We start from the raw sequence: 22,334 nt of genomic DNA, 5'->3' as shown, positions 1-22,334 counted from the left end.
TTTTTTGTATATTCAAGGTAAAAATAAATAAAATTTTTATGCAGTTAACAAGTTTTACTGACGAATTTGTAGTGTAAAAGAGATATCAGAGTACTATAATATTTCCCTTAATCATTTGGTAAAAGTGATCCACAGATTAGCACAATTAGGATATATTAATAGTAGTAAAGGAAAAGGAGGAGGAATTAAGCTAGCATTTATCCCTTCTTCCATGAAGTTGGGAGATATAATAGAAAAATTAGAACCTAATATGGATATAGTAGAATGTTTCAATAAAAATACTAATAGCTGTAGAATTACAAATTCATGCCAATTTAAACATTTTATTAAAGAGGCAAATGAAGCATTTATAAACACATTGAATAATTATACATTAGAAGATGCAATGATTACTAAAACAATTCAAATTGAGGATAAAAAATAACCATTTTTTCTTTTTCCGCATATTAAAAACTCCTTATTCCCCTTAGCTCCTAGTATTGGACTTTCTATAATACTAAATATTTTAAAATTATGCTCTTTTTCAAGCCAATCTTTGATTTTATCGCATACTTTTTGATGTAAGAGAGGATTTTTAATAATTCCGCCCTGCTCTACTTCATGCTTTTCGACCTCAAACTGCGGTTTTATTAAAGCAATTAGCATGCAATCTTCTTTAGCTAAATTTAGTGGAGTCGGTAATATAGTAGTTAAGCTAATAAAACTGGCATCACAAACAATTAAATCAGGCTTCGTTGTTATTTGCTTATCGGTTAAATATCGTGCATTAGTCTTCTCAAGCACTTTAATTTGTGGATTGTCACGTAATTTAGGATGAAGTTCACCATAACCGACATCTACGGCAAAAATTAATTTTGCTTTACGTTCAAGTAATACTTCGGTAAAACCGCCGGTGCTACTACCGATATCAATACAAACTAAATTTTCGGGATCAATTTTAAAATAATCCAAAGCAGCAATTAATTTTAATGCTCCTCTTGAAACATAATTATGCTGCGGTAGCTTTACCTTAATGTCGGTATCATTTATATTAACCTGTATCCCAGGCTTAATTAACTGCTCATGCTTATTATGTACTTTACCTTGGATAATCAAGCTTCGTGCTACAGTAATATCTGTTACAAAACCTTTTTGCAGCAAATATTCATCAAGCCTTATTTTAGTCATTTTAATATCTGAGCGATTTGTCCTAACGGGGTTAAATTAGTATTTAAAAAACTACCATCTTGCTTTCCATTATAAACTAAATAATTTTCAATATTAGGATCAAATTTAGAAAAATAAGTTAGATTCTTAATAAAATCTTTCTGCAAAGTGGAGTTAAATTTAATCTCTATCGCTTTTATCTTACCGCCCCACTCACCGACACAATCTATTTCATGACCTGTTTTATCACGCCAAAAATAAAAATTCGCCGGTAACCCTAAATTTAATCTACCTTTTAAAAGCTCTAAAATTACTAAATTTTCATATAATGCCCCTTTGAGGTAATGAGTTTCTAATTGTTTATCTTGTTCAAGTCCTAACAAATTACAAGCAAGACCGGTATCATAAAAATATAATTTTGGCATCTTTATAAGTCGCTTGTTAAAATTTTTATAAAACGGATGGAGAAAGAAAATAATATAACTTGCTTCTAATATGTTAAGCCACTGCCTAGCCGTAGTATGTGAAATACCGCAATCTTGTGCCAAAGAAGAAAAATTCACAATCTGCCCTATTCTACCCGCACATAACCCCAAAAAACTACGAAACTGATTTAGGTCACCGATATTTTGTAATTGCCGTACATCTCGTTCAATATAAGTTTGAGTATAGTATGGATAAAAATCAAGCGAGGATATATTTAAATTATGCAAAGAAGGGTATCCCCCTTTAAATATAGAAGTTAAAGGGGTTTCTGTTTTTTGAATTTCAGATAAACTCAAAGGTAATAAAGTAACCATACCAACACGCCCTGCAAGCGATTGGGTTATATTATGATTAAGAGCAAAATTTTGAGAACCGGTAATTACATATCTTCCCTTTTGAGGCGAGGCATCTACTACACCTTGTAAATAAGATAATAGCTCCGGTACATGCTGCACTTCATCAAAAATAGCCCCATTATGATATTTAGATAAAAAGGTACGCGTGTCTTCTTTTGCTTGCAATCGAATGTCTAAATCTTCTAACGATACATAAGGTAAATTAGGAAATAGCATTTTAGCTAAAGTAGTTTTTCCTGATTGTCTAGGACCGGTAATACCAATTACAGGAAAAAACTGAGAAAGCCGCTCTATAACTTCTTTAATACTACGCTGAAACATAGTCAGACCTATCCACTTGAATTTTATAGTTTCAATTTAGCACGATTTAATTTTATATTCAAGAATTACCGCTTAAACCTTAACTAATATATGTCTTTTTTTACCGGAAGAGAGCTTTATAACATTTTTATCAAGTAAAAAAGTAGTATTAATTATCATATTCTCATCTGCAACCACCTCATCATTTATTTTAGCACCTTTCCCTCTTATAAGTTTGCGTGCTTCTGACTTAGAGCTAGCAAGACCTGCTTCATGAAATAACTCATACGCACTAATACCTGCTTGTAATACCTCCTGCTCTAAAACAACAGCAGGTAAATTCTCATCGATTTGCCCTTCTTCAAATATCTTTACCGCAGTTTCTAAAGCTGATTTTGCTGCCTGCTCCGAATGACAAAGCTTAGTTAGCTCATAAGCAAGCTGTTTTTTAGCTGCATTAATATCTTCAGCCGCTAAACTTTCAAACTTATTAAGCTCTTCTTGAGTTAACTCGCTATATAATTTGGCAAATCTAACTATGTCGGCATCCTCGCAGTTACGCCAATATTGATAATAATCATACGGGCTTAACAAATCTTCATTAAGCCATACTGCTCCCGCAGCAGTCTTGCCCATCTTAGCACCCGAGCTAGTCGTAAGTAGCGGCGTCGTCATACCGAACACATCTTTGCCGCTTATTTTATGGGTTAAATCAGCACCCATTACGATATTGCCCCATTGATCGCTACCGCCAAGTTGCAGGCTACAATTATAATGCTTGCTTAAATAGTAAAAATCATATGCTTGCAACAACATATAGTTAAACTCTAAAAAGCTTAAATGCTGCTCACGCTCAAGTCTTAGCTTTACCGAATCCATAGTAAGCATACGGTTGATTGAAAAATGAATACCAAAATCTCTTAAGAACGCTAGATAATTGAGCGAATCCAACCACTCTGCGTTATCCAGCATTATAGCATCACTTTCACCTTCGCCGAACTTGATAAATTTCGATAAAGATTTTTTAATCCCTTCAGCATTCTTAGCGATATCTTCTTTACTTAAGATTTTACGAGCTTCGTCTTTCCAAGTAGGATCACCGATTTTACTCGTACCGCCGCCGATAATTACAATAGGCTTATGCCCATGATGCTGAAGCAACCGTAATATCATTATCTGCATTAAACTACCGATATGTAGCGAGGTAGCAGTACAGTCAAAGCCTATATAAGCCGCTATTTTTGTTTCTTTCGTTATAATAGTTAACCGATCCAAATCGGTACATTGATGGAAATATCCTTTATTTATAAATTCTTCTATAAAACTCATATATTATTTCTTATTATTGTTTGCTGTTTTTCAAAATTATCTTCAATATCTTGTTCATAAGAATCTAACTTATCACTCATATGCATCTTCTATTTCTACATTTGGTTTATTATAAAGTATGTAAAGACTTTGTCTACAATATAGAGTACCTCTAAAGTAACAGTTTAATATTTCTAACTAATATTTTAACTTAATTTAATTTTAATTAACTTGTTTGACTTGATAAATAATGGTTTAATAAAATAACAGCTATTAAATATAGGGGATTTATGTCAACAGAAGATACGGAAAAGTCAATAAAAGAAAGAACAAAATTTAATAAAGTTGGTAAACAAATAAGCAAAAGCGAACATCAGGCAACGCACAATGTTTTGAATACACCAAAAAGAAAACAAGCTGAAGTAAATAAACCATATCAAGGTTTTACAACTTCTATTGTAACACCCCAACAATCGAAATCTGCTCAAAAACAAGAGCCAAGTAGACCCCATCAAGGTTATGCAAGCTCTATTGAAACACCGGCTCCTTAAACAAAGCCTATTTCAACCAAACCTCCACAAGTCGTTGCAAAAAACTTAAATGTTGCTAGCAAGAATCCCGTTACGGCTATAGCACAAAAATTAATAAACAAATTTACGACCGGGAACAAGCCAATGCATAAAACTAAACAATCTCCTACTCCGTCGGCTAGCCCTACTAATAAATCAACTGGCAAAGGTTAGGGTAATAGTAGATAAAATTTTTTTTATATCATTCCCGCAAGGCTGCTTTGTTGCGTAGACGGGAATCTACTGTGTCACCCCGTGGTCAAGCCACGGGATGACAGAGATAAAATTGATCCACGCAACAACGCCTTGCGAGGAGCGTAGCGACGTGGCAATCTCTCTTAAATTTCAAATGACGGGAATAGGCAATACTAGATCTCCGCTTTCGCGGGGATGACATGGAGGTCTTTTCAAAAACTGTCCGGTTACTATAGGTCAAGCGAACTAGGTAACACAGTGGATTTTACCGATCCACACAATAATATCTACTCCCTCCCAAACACCTCTCTAAAATATTCTCACGTGCTTTTTAAGTAGTAACTTAATAATATTTAACTTAGTTTAATTTAAATTAACTTGTTAACAGCGTTAAATAGTTGAATAATAATTTAATAGAATTAGCAAATAAGTTAGGGGCATTATTATGTCGAAAGACAACCAACCAACTAAATCACCTATTACTGAGAAGCAGATTAAAGAAATTATTAATGGTGCAAGAAACGATATACGTGATATAGAAGGTTATGTTCTAGGGCAATTAAAAAATCAAATAATAGCAGATAAAAAACCTATAGATATCAATAATGAAGATTTTAAAAAAGCTTTTAAAGGAACATTTGAAGCTGATCCTAATGAAACTTCTACCGTAGAAATAGACGGAAAAAAAGAAGTGGTAAAAAATAACGTTATAAATGTTCCGGCAACAATACTTGCAATAACCGAAAAAATCAATGACGCACAAGATAGAGGAGCTTCATCTGATAATTTTGCAGAACTTAAACAAGAAATGGAAAAGTTTTCTACTGAATTTCGAGAAGCTTTTACTTCTAATGAAAAAATAAATAATCTAATAAAAAATCGGTTTAAACAAGAAGTTATAAATGAAGCTGTACCTTTTAGCGAATTAATAAACGGTCAAGACGCTCAAATGAATATGGGCGAGAAAAAAAACTTAGTTAACAATATATATAAAAATATAGAGATACCCGACAAGTTATATGAAGATATAGTTATAAATGGAAATAATAGCCTTAAAGATCAGCTAGTAGTAAAGATTATCGGACCGGAAATAAAAAAAGCATTTGGCAATCCCCCAATTACTCTTAAAACTAGCTCGGATATACCTTATGAAGTCACAACGTTAGACAAAAATAAACTAACCCCCCAAAATATAGAAAACTTTACCAAAGCAGTAGATAATAAGCTTAAAGAGTTGAATGACAGACTAATACTTAATAAGAAAATATTTGAGGATTTAAAACAACTCAATACTTCCATTAGTGATACTCAAATTAAGCAATTTGAAAATTTTTTATCCAAATTAGATACCCCATCTTTAAAACACCATGAAAACAGAATGGCTCTCGTCTTACATGGTATACATAAGAAAGCTGAACTTTCACCTTTGGAAAAAATTTATACAACAATTACCGGACAAAGCCAGGAAGAATATCAAGCTAAAAAAAGTAGAAAAGATCTTAACAATGGAACATCCTAACTATAAAGTTATAGATGATACCAAAAGCTATAAAAGCTCACTTCAAACACCTACTCCGGTACAAATAAAGCAAGAGAAAACAAAACTCGTAAAACAAGCTTTAAATACGTCGGTTAAGGCAGCTAGGAGTAATCAAATTCAAGCACCTACTTCAGTATAAACGCAAGAGAAAGCAAAACACGTAAGACAAGCTTTAAATACACCGTCTAAGGCACCGGCTAAACCTGCTAGGAATTTCAAAACTCCAAATCAAACACCCAATACCTATAAAGATAGTTCAAAACAGCATGAAAGATAATTTTCTTCAACCGATAAGATATTTACTCAAACTTTGTAAGGTTTGCCTATGCTGTCATATTACCGGACAGTTTTTGAAAAGCCCTAGATGTTATCCCTGCGAAGACACATGAGTGTCAACTTAAGAGAGATGTCATCCCGTGGCTTGACCACGGGATCTAAAAATAATAAATTAGATACCGCGATCAAGTCGCGGTATGACAAAGAACTGGATTCCCGCCGTTGCTAAGAATGACATAAATGAGCCATGCAACAACGCCTTCAGTCGCTCGCAATGACGATTCGGTATCAATGTAACAACGCCCAAAAACGGGAATGACATAGAATAAAAACGGTCCAGTTACCTTACTGATATCTGTTATATTTTATAATAATAAAATTTTATTTCGTTGTTTTTAAAGGCATCTTTTTTATTCCTAAAACCCTTTTTCAAAGAGCTACAGGAAAAATTAATATTACCGGCTTGAGCCGTGTCCGGTCCTTCATTTTTTATTTTCTCTATATCCTTACTACTCGGTACTACAACGGCAATATGCCCTGCTCTTTTTGTGTTAGCATTTTTATATACGGATACAACAAAATATCCTTGATTAGCAAATTTTTGTGCTTGAATAAAACTATCATCACGATTTCCTGCTTTAACAAAATTCCATCCGTTTTTTATTCCGTCTGTTTCAAGCCACTCAGCTTGCTTATTTGATAAAGTAGGTATAAATTCTTTATCGCTTTCAGGATGAGGAAGTAGAGACTTATTTGGAAGCCCCAAGGCTGCACTAGCAGCATAAGCAAAACAACTACAATGAGTCAAACGCTTTAACTTAGGAGAGTTATATTTTTCCGTTTCTTCTAATAAAGTTTCTCCTGACTTACAATTTATCACATTACCTTTCTGCCATTTTGTCTCAACATTTAAAGAATTAATTACCTCTAAATTTTTTTTAGCGGCTTCCGATATATTGTCTGCTTGTACAGTCATATTAATACAAAGTAAGCAAATTATAATTAATTTTATTTTATTCATTTTTTTCTCATATTAATTTATGAACCTCTATATACAATATATAATATGATAATTCAACTATTAATTGTAATTTTTTATATTTTATTATTCAGAGAAACATAAGAACACTCTATGTTTCTTGACAAATGCTATGCTTTTATATATGCTTCTTCGTATGTTAGCAATAAGAGATAAGACTTAGAAATAAGTACTTCAAGCTTAGCACCCGTAGCTCAATTGGATAGAGTATATGACTACGGATCATAAGGTTAGGGGTTCGACTCCTCTCGGGTGCGCCATTCTTCATTTTTCGGTATTTCTACAAAGGTGTCAAACGGTGGACGCAGCATAAAGTCAAGCTTTTAACCGTTTAACTGAAATACTAATTGTCTTTCACCAAGTCTCTAAACTAAGCAATTATAAAAAGAAATATTAATAATTTAATTAAGCAACAAGCCGCCTTAATCTCATTCATTTTTAACTGTGGTAGCGGGGCATTTCAAGCATCAACCTTGCGGCAGAAACTGAACCGAGGCGAGTACCTGAACGCCGCCAATGAATTACTGCGTTGGGTGCATGTTAAAGGCGGTGTTAAGCTGCAAGGCTTGGTAAAACGTCGGCAGGTAGAGCGGGCATTGTTCTTAAGTGAAACAGGTACAGCCTTAATCGTTAACGAGATTGCCGTTGTTTCAAATGTAGAAATTGATTATTTAAAATAATTAACTAATATATTAAATTAGTAATTATAATTATTACTATTTATTAAAACTCTCTATTATTTCTCCTAATACTTAATATATTCATAGATTCCTTAAATCAACCTCAACTATATTTATTCACACTTTTAGTTAAATTTCTATTTCATTCTTTAAATTCTTTAATTATGGTTTTGTATATAAGCTCATTTTTAACAAAATATTAAATTTAATAAGGAGTAAAAAAATATGAAAGAATTAATAGAGTTTTTAAAAACACATGAATTTACTGAAGAAGTTAAACAATTAACTACTCTTAACGTTGATGGTGGATCTGATAGTGGGGAAGCAATACTTGGTAATACGAATATTGTAAGTTTTAGTGAAGCCTTAAAAAATAATGATACTATCACTTCGCTTGATCTTAGACGAAATAAAATAGGAGATGCAGGTGTTATAAAGATTGTTGAATCTTTGGAAAATAATAATACTATTACCTCTCTTGGATTTAGTAGTAACGATATAACAGATATAGGGATAAAAAAAATCAGTGCACTTTTAAAGCATAATAATATTACTTCACTTGAACTTAATTACAATGAGGTAACAGATAAAGGATCTGCAATAATTGTTGAAGCTCTAAACAGTAATACTTCTCTTACTAAACTTTTCCTTGGAGCAAATAATATAAAAGATGCAACAATTATTGAAGCTTTAAAGTATAATGTTCTTACTTCTCTCACACTTAATGCCAATTATATAGCAAATAATGGAGCAGCCAAAATCGGTGAATATCTAGCAAGTAATAATCGTATAGAAGATGTAGAAAGAATCGGCAATGCTCTAAGTAATAATAAAACTCTTACTCACCTTGATCTTAATGAGAATAACATATCGGATGCGACAGCAATTGTTAATGGATTAGAACATAATAGTACTCTTACTTCACTTTATATTTCTCGCACAGAGTACGAGTACAATGAAAATCAAGACTTTTCATATGAACTTAATCCTTATGGTATTGAAAAAATAAACGAATTTTTAGAAAGAAATAAAAGTTTAAATAATTCTTCAATAAACCAACCCAAAACCAATACAACATTAGACAATACAAAAGATGAAGTGATAAAAAAAGACTTAAATAATAATAAAGATAAAACAATACAGCTAATAGAAAAATTAAGTGCCAATAACCCAATATGCGATGAAGAATTTGATATATTAGTTGAAAATAATATTGTACAACAAACTAAGGTGACACCTGAAAGTGATCAGATAACAAAACCGCAAAGCAATTCAACAAATAATAACATTAACGTAAATATGGTTAATGAAATAGTTTATGATAATACGCTTTTGAATTATCCTGAATTAATACAGTTATCTTTAGAAGAATTTAATTTGCAAAGAATAGCTGAATTAAGCAATAAACTAAATCCTGATCTAGTGCAAGAAGCAATTAATAACAATGAAAATGAACTTGTTTTAGCTGGATTAATAAGCTTAGAAAGCTTTGAAGTATAAATTAATTGGGGACAGGGATAATTTGTCCCCACCATTTAAATTTTTATGCTGCTTGTAAAGGCTCTGGATATATAAGTGTGTAAATTCTAAAATAGGCATTAAATTCGCCCCTCAAATTTTATCAAAAAGTGAGCCATGGCCTCTCCCCAATTTTGGATAGGCATATTCCATTTTCGCGCAATATAGTCAATTGTCAAGTACAAAGTCTTAAATACAGAGTCGTCGTTAGGAAAACCCCTTTTGTTATTAGTAACCTTGCGTAATTGACTATTGACTATTTAAACCTTCGATTGCATTGGTTGTATAAATGATACGCCTAATCACTTCTGGGTATTGTAAAAAAATTATCAAATTCTGCCAATTATTTTGCCATGATTTTGCAATATGTGGGTACTGTTTGCCCCATTTCATATCAAAATCAGATAATCTGCAAGACGGATATTCAATTAGTGATGCCGTTCCAAAAGTTAATCAAGCGATAAAAGACCTACAAATGCCGGCTACGATTACCGGAAGCTTCCAAGGAACTGCTCAGGCATTTCAGTCGTCTTTTTCCGATCTTGGCTTACTGCTTGGACTTGCTGTTATAGTTATTTATATTATTCTTGGCATGTTATATGAGAGCTTTGTGCATCCTATAACCATACTTTCGGGACTGCCTACTGCTATATTTGGAGCATTACTTACATTGCTAATATTTAATAGCGAGCTTGATATGTACGGATTTGTCGGGCTTATTATGCTAATCGGTATCGTTAAGAAAAACGCTATTATGATAATCGATTTTGCTCTAGAACTTGAGAGAACCGGCAATAAATCTTCGCATGAAGCAATCTATGAAGCATGTATAATAAGATTTAGACCGATTATGATGACTACCTTAGCTGCATTAATGGGAGCTATGCCTATTGCTCTTGGAGTCGGAGCAACGGGAGTAGAGAGAAGATCGTTAGGACTTGCCGTAGTTGGCAGTCTACTCACATCACAATTACTTACTCTTTATATTACACCGATAATTTTCCTATATTTAGAAGCAGCTAAGAGATGGTTAAAAAATAGCAATTACAAAGCTGAAATTAGAAGCTATCCGGAATTAAATTGGAAAGATATATTATATCGAACAAGCATTACTGCTGTTATCATCATCTTCGCGGATAAATTTTTGCTTTACTTTAGAATTATTATTATACGGCTTACTATTTTTTACCGGTGGATAATTTACAGGTTCATAATTTGTAATGGGCGGTGCATAATTTTGGTTTACCGTAGCATTTGGACAAGTATATTTTGATATATCACGCTTAGTTTCTCTAAGCATTGCTTTTATCTGATTTAATTCCTCTTGCATCTTTTTTTCTTTATCGCTATCGTCTTTTCTAACTTTTTTATTCGCTCTATTTAAAGTCATATCGTCGTCGGATTCAGCGAAGCCTGATTCTGCTTTTTGCCTTGCTATATCCCTTTTAATCATCTTAAGATACATTTCACGATTTCTCTTTACAGGATCGATTCTTTCTCCTCTTAAAGGACTATCACTATCATAGTCATCATCATCGTCGTTATCATAATCAAGATTATCTTCTACTATATTCTTTTTAGCCAAAGTAATATATTTATTATTATATACAGGTTTTCTTTTGCCGCCTTTAGCACCTTTACTATCAACCAATCTATTATTTGCGGATCTTTGAAAATAGCTTCTAAAATTATCGGTACAAGCCGAAAGTAAAAACATTCCTAAAAATAATATTATAATTTTTTTTAACATATATTTATATTATTCCAAAACTTTTATTATGATTAATGCCACATAATAGCTAAACTTGCAAGGATAAAGCACTAAAGTTCTGTGTGCTTAATTAAATTATTGTTATTCTGAGGTATTTTTGGTCTTGTTGTATGTTTCCCATCACGTCATTGCGAGGGGGCATTGTTGCGTGGACCTGCTTTTCCGTCATTGCGAGAAGAATTATGTAGTAATTCGACGAAGCAATCCAGTAAAAAATTCTGATTTACAGAATTTTTTTATTATTTTTTCTGGATTGCCGCGTCGCTTTGCTCCTCGCAATGACGATTAGATATCCACGCAACAAGGCCTTCCCGCGTGGATCGGAAAACACTTTCAGTGTCATACCGTGGCTTGTCCAAGGTATCCAGTAAAACAACTAAAAATACTAATATTTTTAATTGGACCCCGTGGTCAAGCCACGGGGTGACAAATCACTCTTTCTATTAAATCACTTAATAACACCTGCCCTTCTTTTCTTCTTTTTAATAAATTTTGTGAAGCATCCTCTAATATCTTAGGATTATTTATCAAATCGAGTATTTTATCTGCTAATTTTCCTGTAGAGATATTATTCTGCTCTAAACACCATCCGGCTTTTTTATCTGCAAGCAATTTTGCATTGTAATATTGATGATTATCCGCAGCACTAGGCAGTGGAATAAAGATTGCCGGCAACCCTATATAGCTCAATTCTTCTATAGTAGATGCTCCTGCTCTTGAAATCACTAAATCAGTTTCTTTATATTTTAATGCCATATTATCAAAGAATTCGGCAAATTCATAATTAATGTTTAATTTAGAGTATATATCTTTTATTTTTACTTGATCATCTAATGCTGCTTGCTGGATTATATTTAATTTAAGATTTGGCTGTTTTTGCATTAAAATTTGAATACTTGCAGGTATCAGCTCTGAAAATAGCTTAGCTCCTTGACTACCGCCAAAGATGAATATAGTAAAAAGCTTGTCATTCCGTGGCTTGACCACGGAATCCAGTCTTTTTTTTATTTTTTTGGACCCCGTGGTCAAGCCACGGGGTAACACTGAGTACACTACAGAATCCAACTCCCTAATATTCCTTCTAACTACCCCACCGGTAACTACTATTTTACTTTTTGCAAATTCCGGTAAATTTTTTACGTCTTCATAAGAAATAGCTATCTTTTTAGCAAAGCTTGCAAAAAATTTATTAACTTTTCCAAGGTAAGAATTCTGTTCATGAATTATAATCGGTACTCTTAAAAAAATTGCCGCAAACATTGGAGCTATAACAGGATAACCGCCAAATCCTATAATAGCTGAAGACCTGATATTATATAATAATTTAATAGCTTTTAAGATCGCAATTGATAAGTTTGGTAAAAATAAAAAAATATTATCTGAGCGTTTTAAATCTAAGATATGAAAAATTAACCCCATATTCTGATTTATATATTTTTGGCATCTTAAATCAGTAATAAAATGAACTTCATAGCCACGCTTGATTAATTCTTCTCCAAGAGCAACAGCCGGAAAAAAATGCCCGCCCGTACCACCTGCTACTAAAATTATTTTTTTCATATTTCAATATTACGAATTTTGTACGAATTTAAAGGTGTTCTGTGTCTTGTAAAGCCAAGAAGCATACCGGTAGCGATAGCTATTGCAAGCGTTGAAGAACCACCGTAACTAATAAACGGTAATGTCATACCTTTAGTAGGAAGTAAATGCAAGGTCACACCCATATTAATTATTGCCTGAAGCCCTAATTGTGCAATTATACCGCTAGCAGCGAATTGTACAAATTTATCTGTTTCGTTTAATAACTTAATAAGACTTCTTAATACTATAAAAGCAAATATACCTATAACAATAAGGCAAATAATAGCACCAAATTCCTCACCTGCTACGGCAAAAATAAAATCCGTATGCGAATCGGGTAGTACCTGCTTTACTGCTCCCTCCCCTGGACCGCGTCCATATAAACCGCCATGCTCAAAAGCCTTAAGAGACTTACTAACTTGATAATTCTCGCTACTATCAGGATCTAAAAATGAATTAATTCTTTGCGTTACGTGAGGTAACCAAAAATAAGCAATAGTTACTCCTATCATGCCTAAAAAACCGGCTAGCACAATCCAAAATATCGGCATACCCGCAATAAACAGCTGAATACCGAAAACTGCCGTAATCATTACAAGCATTCCAAAATCCGGCTGAATAATTAAGAGAATAGCAACAATAGAATAAAGTATTACACAAATCGTAAAACTTGGAAAATCATCATTAAATTTTAGCGATAATATCCAGCCCGTAACAACTGCAAAAAACGGTTTGATAAATTCCGAAGGCTGAATAGATAGACCTAAAATATTAATCCATCGCACTGCCCCTTTTACTTCATAACCAAAAAATTTAACTGCTATTAATAAAACTATACTAGCAATAAACCCAACTATTGCAAAACGCCTTAACCATTTTTTATTAAGACATGAAAATAATAATATAAGCCCTGAAGCGGCAGCTAAATAAAATATTTGTCTATATGCAAAATAACTTCCCTCAAGCCCTATTCTACTTGCTACTGCTGAACCTGAGGTAGTAACAAGCATTAGACTAAAAGCAAATAAGATAATTAAAGAAATTATTATTTGCCTATCGGTACTCCGCCACCATAATTTTATAAAATTATTAGATATTTCGTTATTCATGACTATATTTATGTTATTGCATGGATTGGAAAACGTGCTCGATGTCATACCGTGGCCCCGCCACGGTATCTAAAAAAACAATAAAAAATACTAATGTTATTAGTATTTTTAACTAGACCCCGTGGTCAAGCCACGGGGTGACAGTATACTACACAACCTCATAAACAACTCGCCACGCTCTTCAAAATTTTTAAACTGATCATATGAGCTACAACTAGGTGCTAACAAGATATTTTTCACCTCCGCGTTATCACCTACTGCATCCTTATAAGCCAGATCAAAAGCCTGCTCAAGATTATCACATATTACAAAATCTACTATATTCTTAGCAGTATTTGCAAATATTTCTTTAGCTTGACCATAAAAATAAGCTTTCTTAATTTTACTGAAATAAGGCTTTATTTCCTCAATACCGCCCTCTTTAGGGATTCCTCCCGCAAGCCAGTAAATATTATCTAGTGCTTTAATTGATTGCACGGCAGATATGGCATTTGTTGCTTTACTATCATTATAAAAACTTATATTATTTATACTACCGATATATTGCATTCTATGAGGTAAACTTTGAAAACTACTTATAGACTCAAGTATTTTTTTAGACTCTATTCCTATTATTTTAGCTACTGCATAGCTTGCAGCGATATTCTCATAATTATGAGTTCCTTGCAAATTTTTATTAAACGATAATTCATAACTTATATCATTATCGTTAATTTTATCATCAACTACCGAAATGCCGTTTTCAAGAATTTTAGTAACCGAAAAAGGAATTAGTTTTATACGCTGCTCTTGCTGCAATGTCATAAAAATTTCACGGCAATAATCATTATCAATATTAATTACTGCATAACTATCTTTATCCATTCTATCAAAAATCTTAGATTTTGCTGCAATATAACCGGTCATGTCTTGATGTCTATCCAAATGGTCGGGAGTTATATTAAGAAGCACGGCTATTTTAGCTGTAAAGGTTTTTACTAGATCTAGCTGAAAAGAAGACAATTCAAGTATATATCCATCCTTACTTGCTTTAGCTTGCAAAGCAGGAACTCCAATATTACCGGCAACCGGATAGTCTAAACCGTTACTATTTAAGATATGGCTTATTAAAGCAGTAGTAGTACTTTTACCGTTTGTACCGGTTACAGCGATAAAGTTTAAATTTTTTGATTTTTCAAATAATAAATCTATATCGGAAATGATTGAAATATTAAAATTTTTTGCAATACCTACTATCTTATGCGTTAAAGGAATTCCAGGGCTTAAGACAATTTTATCTAAATTTTGCCATCTTGAATCAGATAAAGCAGCAATTGAGTTGTTGGTATATAATTCTTCAAATATATCTCTATTTGCTTTTAGATCGTCATAAACAATTACGTCACATTTACCTTGCAGCTCTTCATAAACCGACATACCGGTTTTACCAAGCCCAAAAACACCTATTTTTTGTTTTGTATGAGAATTCATGATTTTGTAATTGAAAGGTGGTTGTCATCCTAGCTCACTTGTAGCGGGATCCAACTTAAAATACTAGCATTATGAGTATTTTAGATTATTTTAATGGATCCCGTGGTCAAGCCACGAGATGACATTATATGCTTTACTGGATTCCCGCTTTCGCGGGAATGACATAGAAAAACCTTAGTTTATCTCTTGCATTAAAGCTTGTTCACCTTCATTAAATTCACCCTGTCCTTTTATATTATTATAGGTCGATTTACTATTCCCGGGATCAGGCAAATAATAATGAGGCGGAACTTCTAGTGCTTTAGCACGCTGTACTTGATACTCATTAGGTCCGGCTGTTGATATACCTACGGTTTCTTTTAACTTTTTACTACAAGCAGAAGTAATTAATAAGACAGTAACTAATAAAAAAATCTTTTTCACTTAATACACCTTTAATTAAAATTATATTTTATTAGACCTCTTGCATAACCTCCTTCTAAAGGTAATTTGTACGTCAATCCGGTACTCGCATCCTCACGTATGTCTATATACGCTGCGGTGCTGCGTTCCGTGTTTCCTTCAAATTCCTCTTTATAAGATAGGTTATGCAAGAGGTCTATTGTCACCGTTATGACCGGTGTTACGAATTTTTTCAGCCATAGCTTCAATTTGAGCATTATCATAATTCCCTTTAGCCTTTTCTTCAATAACTTTTTTAGTACTATAATAATCTTCTATTAAGATAATTACTCCTATTGTAATAAAGCAATCAGCTAAATTAAATACGGGGAAGCTATAATTCTGATAATGAAAATGGATGAAGTCAAAAACTGCTCCTCTAAAAAATCTATCAATTAGATTACCAACAGCTCCGCCGATTACAAAGCTATAACCTGCAAAACTCCCTATTGTTTTTGAACGTATCATCAAATAATATAAATAACAGACAATAAGCGTGTTAGTTATTAAAAAAACAGCATTGCTATATTGATAATATTCACGCATTAGACCAAAACTAATACCGTAATTCCAAGTATAAACCATATTTAAGAAAGAAGTAACCTTGAGCATTAAGCCTGGTTTCCATCTCAAATTATCAATAAACCACCATTTACTTAACTGATCAATAATCACTAAGGTTATTATTATACGACTACTACGAGCAAATGTTATATATAGTTTTTTTAGGAGTAGGAACATAGATGTTTTGTAAATGAGTAATGAATAGATGGCCCTTATGTCATTCCCGCTTTCGCGGGAATGACATAGATGCCTAGTAATAAACGATACTACAAAGAAGTTTCAACTGCTTTACCGACTTGCAATTCCTTATCAAGCTTAACATTTAAAGTTTTTATTTCTTTTTTAAATTGTTTAAATTTCTCTAAATTTTTTCCGTTTAATTCTACACCCGGTGTTGTTTTAACCGACATAGGATTAACATGTTTGCCGTCAATTTTAACTTCATAATGCAAATGTGGACCTGTAGCTCTGCCGGTACTCCCGACATATGCTATAACCTGCCCCTGTTTTACTATGCTTCCCACTTTTAAATTTTTTGCAAAATTTGAAGCATGAGCATAAGCAGTAGATAGCGTACCACTATGTTTTACCTGAATACATTTTCCATAACCCGACTTCCAACCTATCTCCGTTATAACTCCGTTTCCTGCGGAATATATAGGCGTACCGGTTGGAGCTGCAAAGTCAACTCCTTTATGCATTTTAGTATAACCGAGTATCGGATGCTTTCTATTACCGTAATGTGAAGAAACTTTTATAACTTTTAGCGGAGTTTTAAGTAAGCTTCTTTTTACGCTTTTACCGTCTTCGGAAAAAAATACATGATTATTTGCATTATTGTCATGAGAATAACGATATATATTATATTCTTTCCCTGAAAGATTTAATGAAACATATAGAATTTTACCGTGGTGAGAAAATTTACCGTCTTCCGTTACGTATTTTTCCGTTATTACGGTTGCGGTATCACCGCTTTTTATTTGACGCTGAAAATCGATTTGATAAGCATAAGCATTAATCAGCTCTATTATACTATTATTCGATAAACCTAGTTTTTTAAGGGCTGACATAAAATTTGATTCAATACTTACCGACGATTTAGCAACTTTTTTACTTAAAGGTATTACAATTTCTTCAACTTTAAAATTATCACCTTCTCTAATTACTTCAATAGTTTTTAGCTTATCGATAATTATAACGATTTTATTTAAGAATGTTACCTCTGAAGTTAAATCTTCATCTTCGTTTTCGGTAATTTTTGTTTCATATTCAAAAGTAATTTGCTGCCCTATTTTAAGAGCAGAAGATAATTTTCCCTCTTTTATTAAACTTACAATTTTTTCTATTTCATTTTTAGGGATATGTTGTTCTATCAAAATTGACTTTATAGTATCGCCTTTTTTTACTACTACTTCTTTAAATGAAATTGTTTCTTCTTCACTACTATCAGGTTGTACTAAAGTTATGGATAAAGTATCGTTAACATAATTATTAACGGCAAAAGAGACAAAAACAACTAATGCTATAAATAATAATAAGGAGGAAGAGGTGAGAATTTTCCTGAGACGTGCACTAATAAAAGATGATGGTAATATGCCATTAAAATCATAAGATAGTGCTGTATCATTCATTAAAATTGCTCTGAAGATTATTTGAATCAATTTTTCATTACTAATAATAATATGAACTATATACAAACAAATTACAATAGAAAATTGTAAAATTTTGTTTTATTTCTGTTTTATTAATTTTTTATTAATGAAAATTAACTTATATAGAGAAAGATTATGCCTAGACTTTTCCTATTTCTATTAATTTTTATAAATCTTATGTCCTGCTCATCTAACCATAATGCTGTCAAATTGCCCAAAATAGAATATTATGAGAATATTTCTTTAAATAAAAACTGTCCTATAAATAGTAAAATAGTTCTAGTAGGCGGTTGTTTTGATTTATAAATATAAAAAACGTCAACCTATTCATAATCAATTACAACGAGCAAAAATTTTAAGTTCTTTCACATTTGTTGATAAAGTACTTATATTACCTAAACTAAAAGATTTTAATGATTACGCTCGGTTAGTGCAAAATATTTGTCCTTCTGTAATCGCTGTAACAAAGCACGATCCTCAGTTAATAAATAAACAAATTCAAGCAAAATTAATAAATGCGAAAGTAATAGAAGTTATTGACTTACTGCAACATCCTAATATAGGCACACTTTCTAGCTCAAATATTATTAAAAATATGTAGTTTTTACAAAAATTTATCGATTTTTACTTTAATAAAACTGTATATACATTTATATTATATATAGAAATAACTTTATATGTGCTATGAAAAATATTATTAGACATCTTTCCAAACCAGCTTATAGAGAGGAATTTAAAGGAGACACTTCACCTCGCACCGCAGCATACATAAGCAATCATGCAGATGCGAATCTAGGCTCGATGTATAAATTACCTCTAGAAGCGAAGTTTTGGAAGATGTCTATTGCTTTAATTTGTTTTTTGATTGTTAGTAGTAATTGCTTTGCCTCCGAGCCGTTACCTTGGCAAGTAACGTTCCAGCCGCCGGCAAGCCCGATTATGGAGGAATTACATCATTTTCATAATTTTCTGCTTTATATCTCAACAGCTATTGTTTTATTCGTTGCCGGATTACTTGGCTTTGTATGTATCAGATTTAATGCAAAAAATAATCCAGTACCGGCAAAATTTTCACATAATGTTTTAATAGAAATAATTTGGACTGTAATACCTATAATAATTTTAGTTATTATTGCAGTGCCGTCTTTTAGAATATTGCGTCATGCCGAAAAAATACCCGAAACGGATTTAACTATTAAAGTAGTAGGGTATCAATGGTATTGGCATTATATATATCCTGATCATGATAATTTAGAATTTGATAGCGTAATGATCTCTGATGAGAATCTAAAACCTGACCAGAAAAGATTATTAGATGTTGATAATCGTATTGTTATACCTGAAAATGCTACCGTAAGGTTTCTCATTACCGCAGGTGACGTAATACATAGCTTTGCCGTTCCGTCGCTTGGGTTTAAAATAGATGCAGTGCCTGGAAGAATTAACGAAACATGGACAAGAGTTGCCAAGAAAGGTGTATATTACGGACAATGCTCGGAGCTTTGCGGCATTAATCACGGCTTCATGCCGATTGCTATAGAAGTAGTAAGCAAAGAGGATTTCGACAATTGGATTGCAAGCAAGAACAAGACGGCCATGAATGGCGAGAATCCAAAATTAGCGGCTAACTAATTATATGATAATGAGTGAGGAAGAATATAGAAATCAACCGGATGTACTTAATGACCCTGAATGGAAAAAAGCTTTTTTTTATATTTTGTATGTGGGACATTGTGCAGATTACGATGAAGGAATGGCTTATATTGAAGAAAAATTAAAAAATACTGAAGAATTGTCACAAGCTGCAACTTGTCAAGCTTTAGGTATTTTAGTACGTAGATTTTATAATATTAAAGAGGATTTAATATTACCATCTTGAAAAGCAATAATAAACGTGTTTATGGTGAAACTTTTAGTTTATTGAAAGATATTAAGGGTTATGTACCAAGACTAAAAAGAAAAATTTACTTAGCATATGTTGAAAATGGATTTGATTTTTTTACTGGTAAAAAATTAAAAATATTTACCGATAAAGGTTTAATCTATTCTCTAAATAATGAGGAAGAAAAAATAGAGTTTATTTTAAGTTTTTGTCAGAATTCTAAAAATTATCAAGAATCTTTAGAAGTTTGTTTATATTTTCTTAAGAAGAATGAAAGTGAGGAAATAAATATAGCAGCTTTTAAAGGACTTACCTATATAGTCTTTAGGTTCAGAAAAATAGAGTTTAAGACCGTGTTACCTTTTATCAGAAAATATTTAAGTTATTCTATGGGAATGGGAACAAAATGTGAATATCTATATGCTGAATCACTTTTGCAGGATATAGCAATTGTAATACCGAAATTACGTATAAAAGCAATTACATTTTTAAAAAAATATTCTTATATCCATTTAATATCATCAATATTTGTAAATTACGTAATAGCTAAAAACAAACCAAAAAATCAAATAAAGCTTGAGAAAATACTAAAATTAAATGTAAATAACCTTAAAAGGGAAAAAATTAAGTATAACTTTGATTTTTAAATTTGATTAAAAAGATTAACACAAGCAGCAGAATAATAATTATGGATATAACTACTAACGACCTAAACCACGATGACCACCATACCCCTCACGGTTGGAGGCGGTGGCTTTTTTCGACCAATCATAAAGATATCGGCATTATGTATATCATATTTGCCGTTTTTGCCGGAATTGTCGGAGGGTTATTTTCTCTTCTCTTTAGGTTAGAGCTTGCAATGCCCGGCGGCACTTTCTTAAATCATGATTTCCAGCTATATAACGTGCTTATTACCGCACATGCGGTTATTATGGTATTCTTTATGATTATGCCGGCTTTGTTCGGTGGTTTTGGTAACTATTTCGTACCTCTGTTAATAGGGGCACCCGATATGGCATTTCCACGCCTTAACAATATCAGTTTTTGGCTACTAGTTCCTGCTTTTCTCTTACTTATGGGTTCGGCTTTTGTTGACGGCGGACCGGGAACGGGCTGGACGCTCTACCCTCCTTTAAGTAATTTGAGCGGTCACCCGGGGGCAGCCGTTGATATGGCTATTTTCAGCTTACATTTAACCGGTCTATCGTCAATCCTTGGGTCAATTAACTTAATTGTTACTATCTTTAATATGAGAGCTCCGGGCATGGGGCTTTTCAAGATGCCGTTATTTGTTTGGTCTATATTAGTTACTGCATTCCTTATAATCTTAGCTATGCCGGTACTTGGCGGAGCTATAACTATGCTGCTTACCGACCGTAACTTTGGAACTAATTTCTTTAAACCGGACGGCGGCGGTGATCCCGTATTATTTCAGCATCTATTTTGGTTTTTCGGTCATCCTGAAGTATATATCGTAATACTTCCGGGCTTTGGTATAGTTAGCCAGGTTATCTCAACTTTTTCACGCAAACCTATATTCGGCTATCAAGGAATGGTCGGAGCTATGGTAATAATCGGATTCGTCGGGTTTATCGTATGGGCTCACCATATGTTTACTGTTGGTCTTTCTTATAATGCACTTATATATTTCACTGCCGGAACAATGATTATAGCAGTTCCGACGGGCATTAAAATATTTAGTTGGATAGCGACTATGTGGGGTGGCTCGATTACATTCCCGACTCCTATGCTATTTTCAATAGGATTTATTATATTATTCACGATTGGCGGCGTAACTGGCATAATCCTATCAAATTCGGCACTTGATAGGGTACTGCACGATACTTACTATGTTGTTGCACATTTCCATTATACGATGTCGCTCGGTGCTTTATTTACGGCATTTGCAGGCTTTTACTACTGGTTCGGCAAAATATCCGGTAAACAATACCCGGAAATTTTAGGCAAAATCCATTTTTGGATTACCTTTATAGGCGTTAATTTAACTTTCTTCCCACAGCATTTCTTAGGGCTCGCAGGTATGCCAAGAAGAATACCTGACTACCCCGAAGCTTTCGCTGGTTGGAATATGGTTTCGTCGATAGGAGCAGGTATCTCTATGTTTGCTGCTCTTTATTTTGTATTTATCGTTTTCTATACTTTAAAATATGGAAAAGATTGTCCAAATAATCCTTGGGGTGACGGTGCTGATACGCTTGAGTGGACACTTACCTCACCGCCACCGTTCCATACTTTTGAAACACCACCACATATTGAGGGGTAATTTGTGATATTATATGTCATTCCTACGGAGATGTTGTTGCATGGATTATTTTCCCTGCTGTCACCCCGTGACTTGATCACGGGGTCCAGCTTAAAATACTAATATTAGTATTTTAAATTGTTTTTCTGGATACTGTGGTCAAGCTACGGTATGACACCGAACAC

Annotated in this window: 23 protein-coding genes, 1 tRNA gene and 6 pseudogenes; 16 read left to right on the top strand and 14 right to left on the bottom strand. The window is 33.0% G+C overall.

Translation table 11 applies throughout. From position 1 onward, the window contains the following. Positions 1 to 61 precede the first annotated feature (61 nt). Positions 62 to 424 (top strand): annotated as a pseudogene (locus tag AC5587_RS03820) (RrF2 family transcriptional regulator); the annotation flags it as partial. On the opposite strand, the gene AC5587_RS03815 reads toward AC5587_RS03820, so the two are convergent. The 4 genes and pseudogenes from AC5587_RS03815 to AC5587_RS03800 form a co-directional block, all read right to left on the bottom strand. Next, a complete protein-coding gene (locus AC5587_RS03815) occupies positions 403 to 1,167 on the bottom strand; it encodes a TlyA family RNA methyltransferase (RefSeq protein ID WP_499162909.1) in 765 nt (254 codons plus the stop codon). The pseudogene AC5587_RS03820 and the gene AC5587_RS03815 overlap by 22 nt on opposite strands. Beyond that, positions 1,164 to 2,309 (bottom strand): ATP-binding protein, encoded by a 1,146-nt coding sequence (locus AC5587_RS03810; protein WP_499162908.1) that lies wholly within the window; start codon positions 2,307 to 2,309, stop codon positions 1,164 to 1,166. The genes AC5587_RS03815 and AC5587_RS03810 overlap by 4 nt, the downstream gene beginning before the upstream one ends. Before the next feature lie 72 nt (positions 2,310 to 2,381). Continuing rightward, complete coding sequence (tyrS, locus tag AC5587_RS03805; RefSeq protein ID WP_499162907.1) at positions 2,382 to 3,617, bottom strand: tyrosine--tRNA ligase; 1,236 nt, start codon at positions 3,615 to 3,617, stop codon at positions 2,382 to 2,384. Between the two features lie 14 nt (positions 3,618 to 3,631). Next, positions 3,632 to 3,697, bottom strand: a pseudogene (locus AC5587_RS03800) (CopG family antitoxin); the annotation flags it as partial. A gap of 189 nt (positions 3,698 to 3,886) precedes the next feature. On the opposite strand from AC5587_RS03800, the gene AC5587_RS03795 reads away from it, so the two are divergent. The 5 genes from AC5587_RS03795 (at position 3,887) to AC5587_RS03775 (ending at position 6,405) form a co-directional block, all read left to right on the top strand. Then, positions 3,887 to 4,147 (top strand): hypothetical protein, encoded by a 261-nt coding sequence (locus AC5587_RS03795; protein ID WP_499162906.1) that lies wholly within the window; start codon positions 3,887 to 3,889, stop codon positions 4,145 to 4,147. A gap of 289 nt (positions 4,148 to 4,436) precedes the next feature. Next, positions 4,437 to 4,559, top strand: a complete 123-nt coding sequence (locus AC5587_RS03790) for a hypothetical protein (protein ID WP_499162905.1) — start codon at positions 4,437 to 4,439, stop codon at positions 4,557 to 4,559. A 246-nt stretch (positions 4,560 to 4,805) separates the two neighbouring features. Continuing rightward, positions 4,806 to 5,879: a hypothetical protein gene (locus tag AC5587_RS03785; RefSeq protein WP_499162904.1), complete on the top strand. Its 1,074-nt coding sequence runs from the start codon at positions 4,806 to 4,808 to the stop codon at positions 5,877 to 5,879. Next, positions 5,866 to 6,039 carry a hypothetical protein gene (locus tag AC5587_RS03780; RefSeq protein ID WP_499162903.1) on the top strand — a complete coding sequence of 58 codons (174 nt, stop codon included), beginning with the start codon at positions 5,866 to 5,868 and terminating at the stop codon, positions 6,037 to 6,039. The genes AC5587_RS03785 and AC5587_RS03780 overlap by 14 nt, the downstream gene beginning before the upstream one ends. Before the next feature lie 225 nt (positions 6,040 to 6,264). After that, entirely contained in the window at positions 6,265 to 6,405 is a 141-nt protein-coding gene (locus AC5587_RS03775; RefSeq protein WP_499162902.1) for a palindromic element RPE4 domain-containing protein, read from the top strand. Between the two features lie 129 nt (positions 6,406 to 6,534). Here the strand turns inward: AC5587_RS03775 and AC5587_RS03770 are convergent, their stop codons facing one another. After that, positions 6,535 to 7,197, bottom strand: a complete 663-nt coding sequence (locus AC5587_RS03770) for a hypothetical protein (protein ID WP_499162901.1) — start codon at positions 7,195 to 7,197, stop codon at positions 6,535 to 6,537. Positions 7,198 to 7,398: 201 nt separating this feature from the next. Here AC5587_RS03770 and AC5587_RS03765 point away from each other — a divergent pair. From AC5587_RS03765 to AC5587_RS03755, 3 genes and pseudogenes are all read left to right on the top strand, one after another. Next, a tRNA-Arg gene (locus AC5587_RS03765) sits at positions 7,399 to 7,475 on the top strand. 132 nt (positions 7,476 to 7,607) lie between these two features. Beyond that, positions 7,608 to 7,808 (top strand): annotated as a pseudogene (locus AC5587_RS03760) (lysozyme); the annotation flags it as partial. 312 nt (positions 7,809 to 8,120) lie between these two features. Beyond that, positions 8,121 to 9,395 carry a leucine-rich repeat domain-containing protein gene (locus tag AC5587_RS03755; RefSeq protein ID WP_499162900.1) on the top strand — a complete coding sequence of 425 codons (1,275 nt, stop codon included), beginning with the start codon at positions 8,121 to 8,123 and terminating at the stop codon, positions 9,393 to 9,395. A gap of 98 nt (positions 9,396 to 9,493) precedes the next feature. Here AC5587_RS03755 and AC5587_RS03750 read toward each other — a convergent pair. After that, a pseudogene (locus AC5587_RS03750) lies at positions 9,494 to 9,821 on the bottom strand (transposase); the annotation flags it as partial. Between AC5587_RS03750 and AC5587_RS03745 the strand changes: the two are divergent. After that, a pseudogene (locus AC5587_RS03745) lies at positions 9,814 to 10,365 on the top strand (efflux RND transporter permease subunit); the annotation flags it as partial. The pseudogenes AC5587_RS03750 and AC5587_RS03745 overlap by 8 nt on opposite strands. Before the next feature lie 141 nt (positions 10,366 to 10,506). On the opposite strand, the gene AC5587_RS03740 reads toward AC5587_RS03745, so the two are convergent. Next, positions 10,507 to 11,163: a hypothetical protein gene (locus tag AC5587_RS03740; RefSeq protein WP_499162899.1), complete on the bottom strand. Its 657-nt coding sequence runs from the start codon at positions 11,161 to 11,163 to the stop codon at positions 10,507 to 10,509. A 336-nt stretch (positions 11,164 to 11,499) separates the two neighbouring features. Between AC5587_RS03740 and AC5587_RS03735 the strand changes: the two genes are divergently transcribed. Further along, positions 11,500 to 11,631: a hypothetical protein gene (locus AC5587_RS03735; protein ID WP_499162898.1), complete on the top strand. Its 132-nt coding sequence runs from the start codon at positions 11,500 to 11,502 to the stop codon at positions 11,629 to 11,631. Here AC5587_RS03735 and murG read toward each other — a convergent pair. The 7 genes from murG to AC5587_RS03700 form a co-directional block, all read right to left on the bottom strand. Continuing rightward, entirely contained in the window at positions 11,596 to 12,744 is a 1,149-nt protein-coding gene (murG, locus tag AC5587_RS03730) for an undecaprenyldiphospho-muramoylpentapeptide beta-N-acetylglucosaminyltransferase (protein ID WP_499162897.1), read from the bottom strand. The genes AC5587_RS03735 and murG overlap by 36 nt on opposite strands. Continuing rightward, a complete protein-coding gene (gene ftsW / locus AC5587_RS03725) occupies positions 12,741 to 13,874 on the bottom strand; it encodes a putative lipid II flippase FtsW (protein ID WP_499162896.1) in 1,134 nt (377 codons plus the stop codon). The genes murG and ftsW overlap by 4 nt, the downstream gene beginning before the upstream one ends. A 108-nt stretch (positions 13,875 to 13,982) precedes the next feature. Next, positions 13,983 to 15,344: a UDP-N-acetylmuramoyl-L-alanine--D-glutamate ligase gene (gene murD, locus AC5587_RS03720; RefSeq protein ID WP_499162895.1), complete on the bottom strand. Its 1,362-nt coding sequence runs from the start codon at positions 15,342 to 15,344 to the stop codon at positions 13,983 to 13,985. Positions 15,345 to 15,518: 174 nt separating this feature from the next. Continuing rightward, positions 15,519 to 15,767, bottom strand: a complete 249-nt coding sequence (locus AC5587_RS03715) for a DUF3035 domain-containing protein (protein WP_011270963.1) — start codon at positions 15,765 to 15,767, stop codon at positions 15,519 to 15,521. A gap of 11 nt (positions 15,768 to 15,778) precedes the next feature. Then, a complete protein-coding gene (locus tag AC5587_RS03710; RefSeq protein WP_410526505.1) occupies positions 15,779 to 15,937 on the bottom strand; it encodes a palindromic element RPE1 domain-containing protein in 159 nt (52 codons plus the stop codon). Next, positions 15,930 to 16,526, bottom strand: a complete 597-nt coding sequence (gene lspA / locus AC5587_RS03705; protein ID WP_410526506.1) for a signal peptidase II — start codon at positions 16,524 to 16,526, stop codon at positions 15,930 to 15,932. The genes AC5587_RS03710 and lspA overlap by 8 nt, the downstream gene beginning before the upstream one ends. 89 nt (positions 16,527 to 16,615) lie before the next feature. Further along, entirely contained in the window at positions 16,616 to 17,980 is a 1,365-nt protein-coding gene (locus tag AC5587_RS03700; protein ID WP_499162894.1) for a M23 family metallopeptidase, read from the bottom strand. Between the two features lie 198 nt (positions 17,981 to 18,178). On the opposite strand from AC5587_RS03700, the pseudogene AC5587_RS03695 reads away from it, so the two are divergent. The 5 genes and pseudogenes from AC5587_RS03695 (at position 18,179) to ctaD (ending at position 22,170) form a co-directional block, all read left to right on the top strand. Beyond that, positions 18,179 to 18,602: pseudogene (locus AC5587_RS03695) on the top strand (adenylyltransferase/cytidyltransferase family protein). 83 nt (positions 18,603 to 18,685) lie between these two features. Then, positions 18,686 to 19,633 (top strand): cytochrome c oxidase subunit II, encoded by a 948-nt coding sequence (gene coxB, locus AC5587_RS03690; RefSeq protein ID WP_499162893.1) that lies wholly within the window; start codon positions 18,686 to 18,688, stop codon positions 19,631 to 19,633. Between the two features lie 4 nt (positions 19,634 to 19,637). Further along, positions 19,638 to 19,880: a hypothetical protein gene (locus AC5587_RS03685; RefSeq protein ID WP_499162892.1), complete on the top strand. Its 243-nt coding sequence runs from the start codon at positions 19,638 to 19,640 to the stop codon at positions 19,878 to 19,880. A 41-nt stretch (positions 19,881 to 19,921) separates the two neighbouring features. Then, positions 19,922 to 20,530, top strand: a complete 609-nt coding sequence (locus tag AC5587_RS03680; protein ID WP_499162891.1) for a hypothetical protein — start codon at positions 19,922 to 19,924, stop codon at positions 20,528 to 20,530. Positions 20,531 to 20,571: 41 nt separating this feature from the next. Next, positions 20,572 to 22,170 (top strand): cytochrome c oxidase subunit I, encoded by a 1,599-nt coding sequence (gene ctaD, locus AC5587_RS03675; protein WP_499162890.1) that lies wholly within the window; start codon positions 20,572 to 20,574, stop codon positions 22,168 to 22,170. Positions 22,171 to 22,334: the final 164 nt, after the last annotated feature.

The organism is Rickettsia endosymbiont of Hedychridium roseum, assembly GCF_964028255.1.
GTDB lineage: Bacteria > Pseudomonadota > Alphaproteobacteria > Rickettsiales > Rickettsiaceae > Rickettsia > Rickettsia asembonensis.
This window is presented reverse-complemented; position numbering and strand designations above follow the sequence as displayed.

Bases quoted from the DNA above. Each gene is read 5' to 3' on its own strand.
- AC5587_RS03815 (WP_499162909.1), bottom strand. From the start codon at position 1,167: ATGACTAAAATAAGGCTTGATGAATATTTGCTGCAAAAAGGTTTTGTA.
- AC5587_RS03810 (WP_499162908.1), bottom strand. From the start codon at position 2,309: ATGTTTCAGCGTAGTATTAAAGAAGTTATAGAGCGGCTTTCTCAGTTT.
- tyrS (WP_499162907.1), bottom strand. From the start codon at position 3,617: ATGAGTTTTATAGAAGAATTTATAAATAAAGGATATTTCCATCAATGT.
- AC5587_RS03795 (WP_499162906.1), top strand. From the start codon at position 3,887: ATGTCAACAGAAGATACGGAAAAGTCAATAAAAGAAAGAACAAAATTT.
- AC5587_RS03790 (WP_499162905.1), top strand. From the start codon at position 4,437: ATGACAGAGATAAAATTGATCCACGCAACAACGCCTTGCGAGGAGCGT.
- AC5587_RS03785 (WP_499162904.1), top strand. From the start codon at position 4,806: ATGTCGAAAGACAACCAACCAACTAAATCACCTATTACTGAGAAGCAG.
- AC5587_RS03780 (WP_499162903.1), top strand. From the start codon at position 5,866: ATGGAACATCCTAACTATAAAGTTATAGATGATACCAAAAGCTATAAA.
- AC5587_RS03775 (WP_499162902.1), top strand. From the start codon at position 6,265: ATGTTATCCCTGCGAAGACACATGAGTGTCAACTTAAGAGAGATGTCA.
- AC5587_RS03770 (WP_499162901.1), bottom strand. From the start codon at position 7,197: ATGAATAAAATAAAATTAATTATAATTTGCTTACTTTGTATTAATATG.
- AC5587_RS03755 (WP_499162900.1), top strand. From the start codon at position 8,121: ATGAAAGAATTAATAGAGTTTTTAAAAACACATGAATTTACTGAAGAA.
- AC5587_RS03740 (WP_499162899.1), bottom strand. From the start codon at position 11,163: ATGTTAAAAAAAATTATAATATTATTTTTAGGAATGTTTTTACTTTCG.
- murG (WP_499162897.1), bottom strand. From the start codon at position 12,744: ATGAAAAAAATAATTTTAGTAGCAGGTGGTACGGGCGGGCATTTTTTT.
- ftsW (WP_499162896.1), bottom strand. From the start codon at position 13,874: ATGAATAACGAAATATCTAATAATTTTATAAAATTATGGTGGCGGAGT.
- murD (WP_499162895.1), bottom strand. From the start codon at position 15,344: ATGAATTCTCATACAAAACAAAAAATAGGTGTTTTTGGGCTTGGTAAA.
- lspA (WP_410526506.1), bottom strand. From the start codon at position 16,526: ATGTTCCTACTCCTAAAAAAACTATATATAACATTTGCTCGTAGTAGT.
- AC5587_RS03700 (WP_499162894.1), bottom strand. From the start codon at position 17,980: ATGAATGATACAGCACTATCTTATGATTTTAATGGCATATTACCATCA.
- coxB (WP_499162893.1), top strand. From the start codon at position 18,686: ATGAAAAATATTATTAGACATCTTTCCAAACCAGCTTATAGAGAGGAA.
- AC5587_RS03685 (WP_499162892.1), top strand. From the start codon at position 19,638: ATGATAATGAGTGAGGAAGAATATAGAAATCAACCGGATGTACTTAAT.
- ctaD (WP_499162890.1), top strand. From the start codon at position 20,572: ATGGATATAACTACTAACGACCTAAACCACGATGACCACCATACCCCT.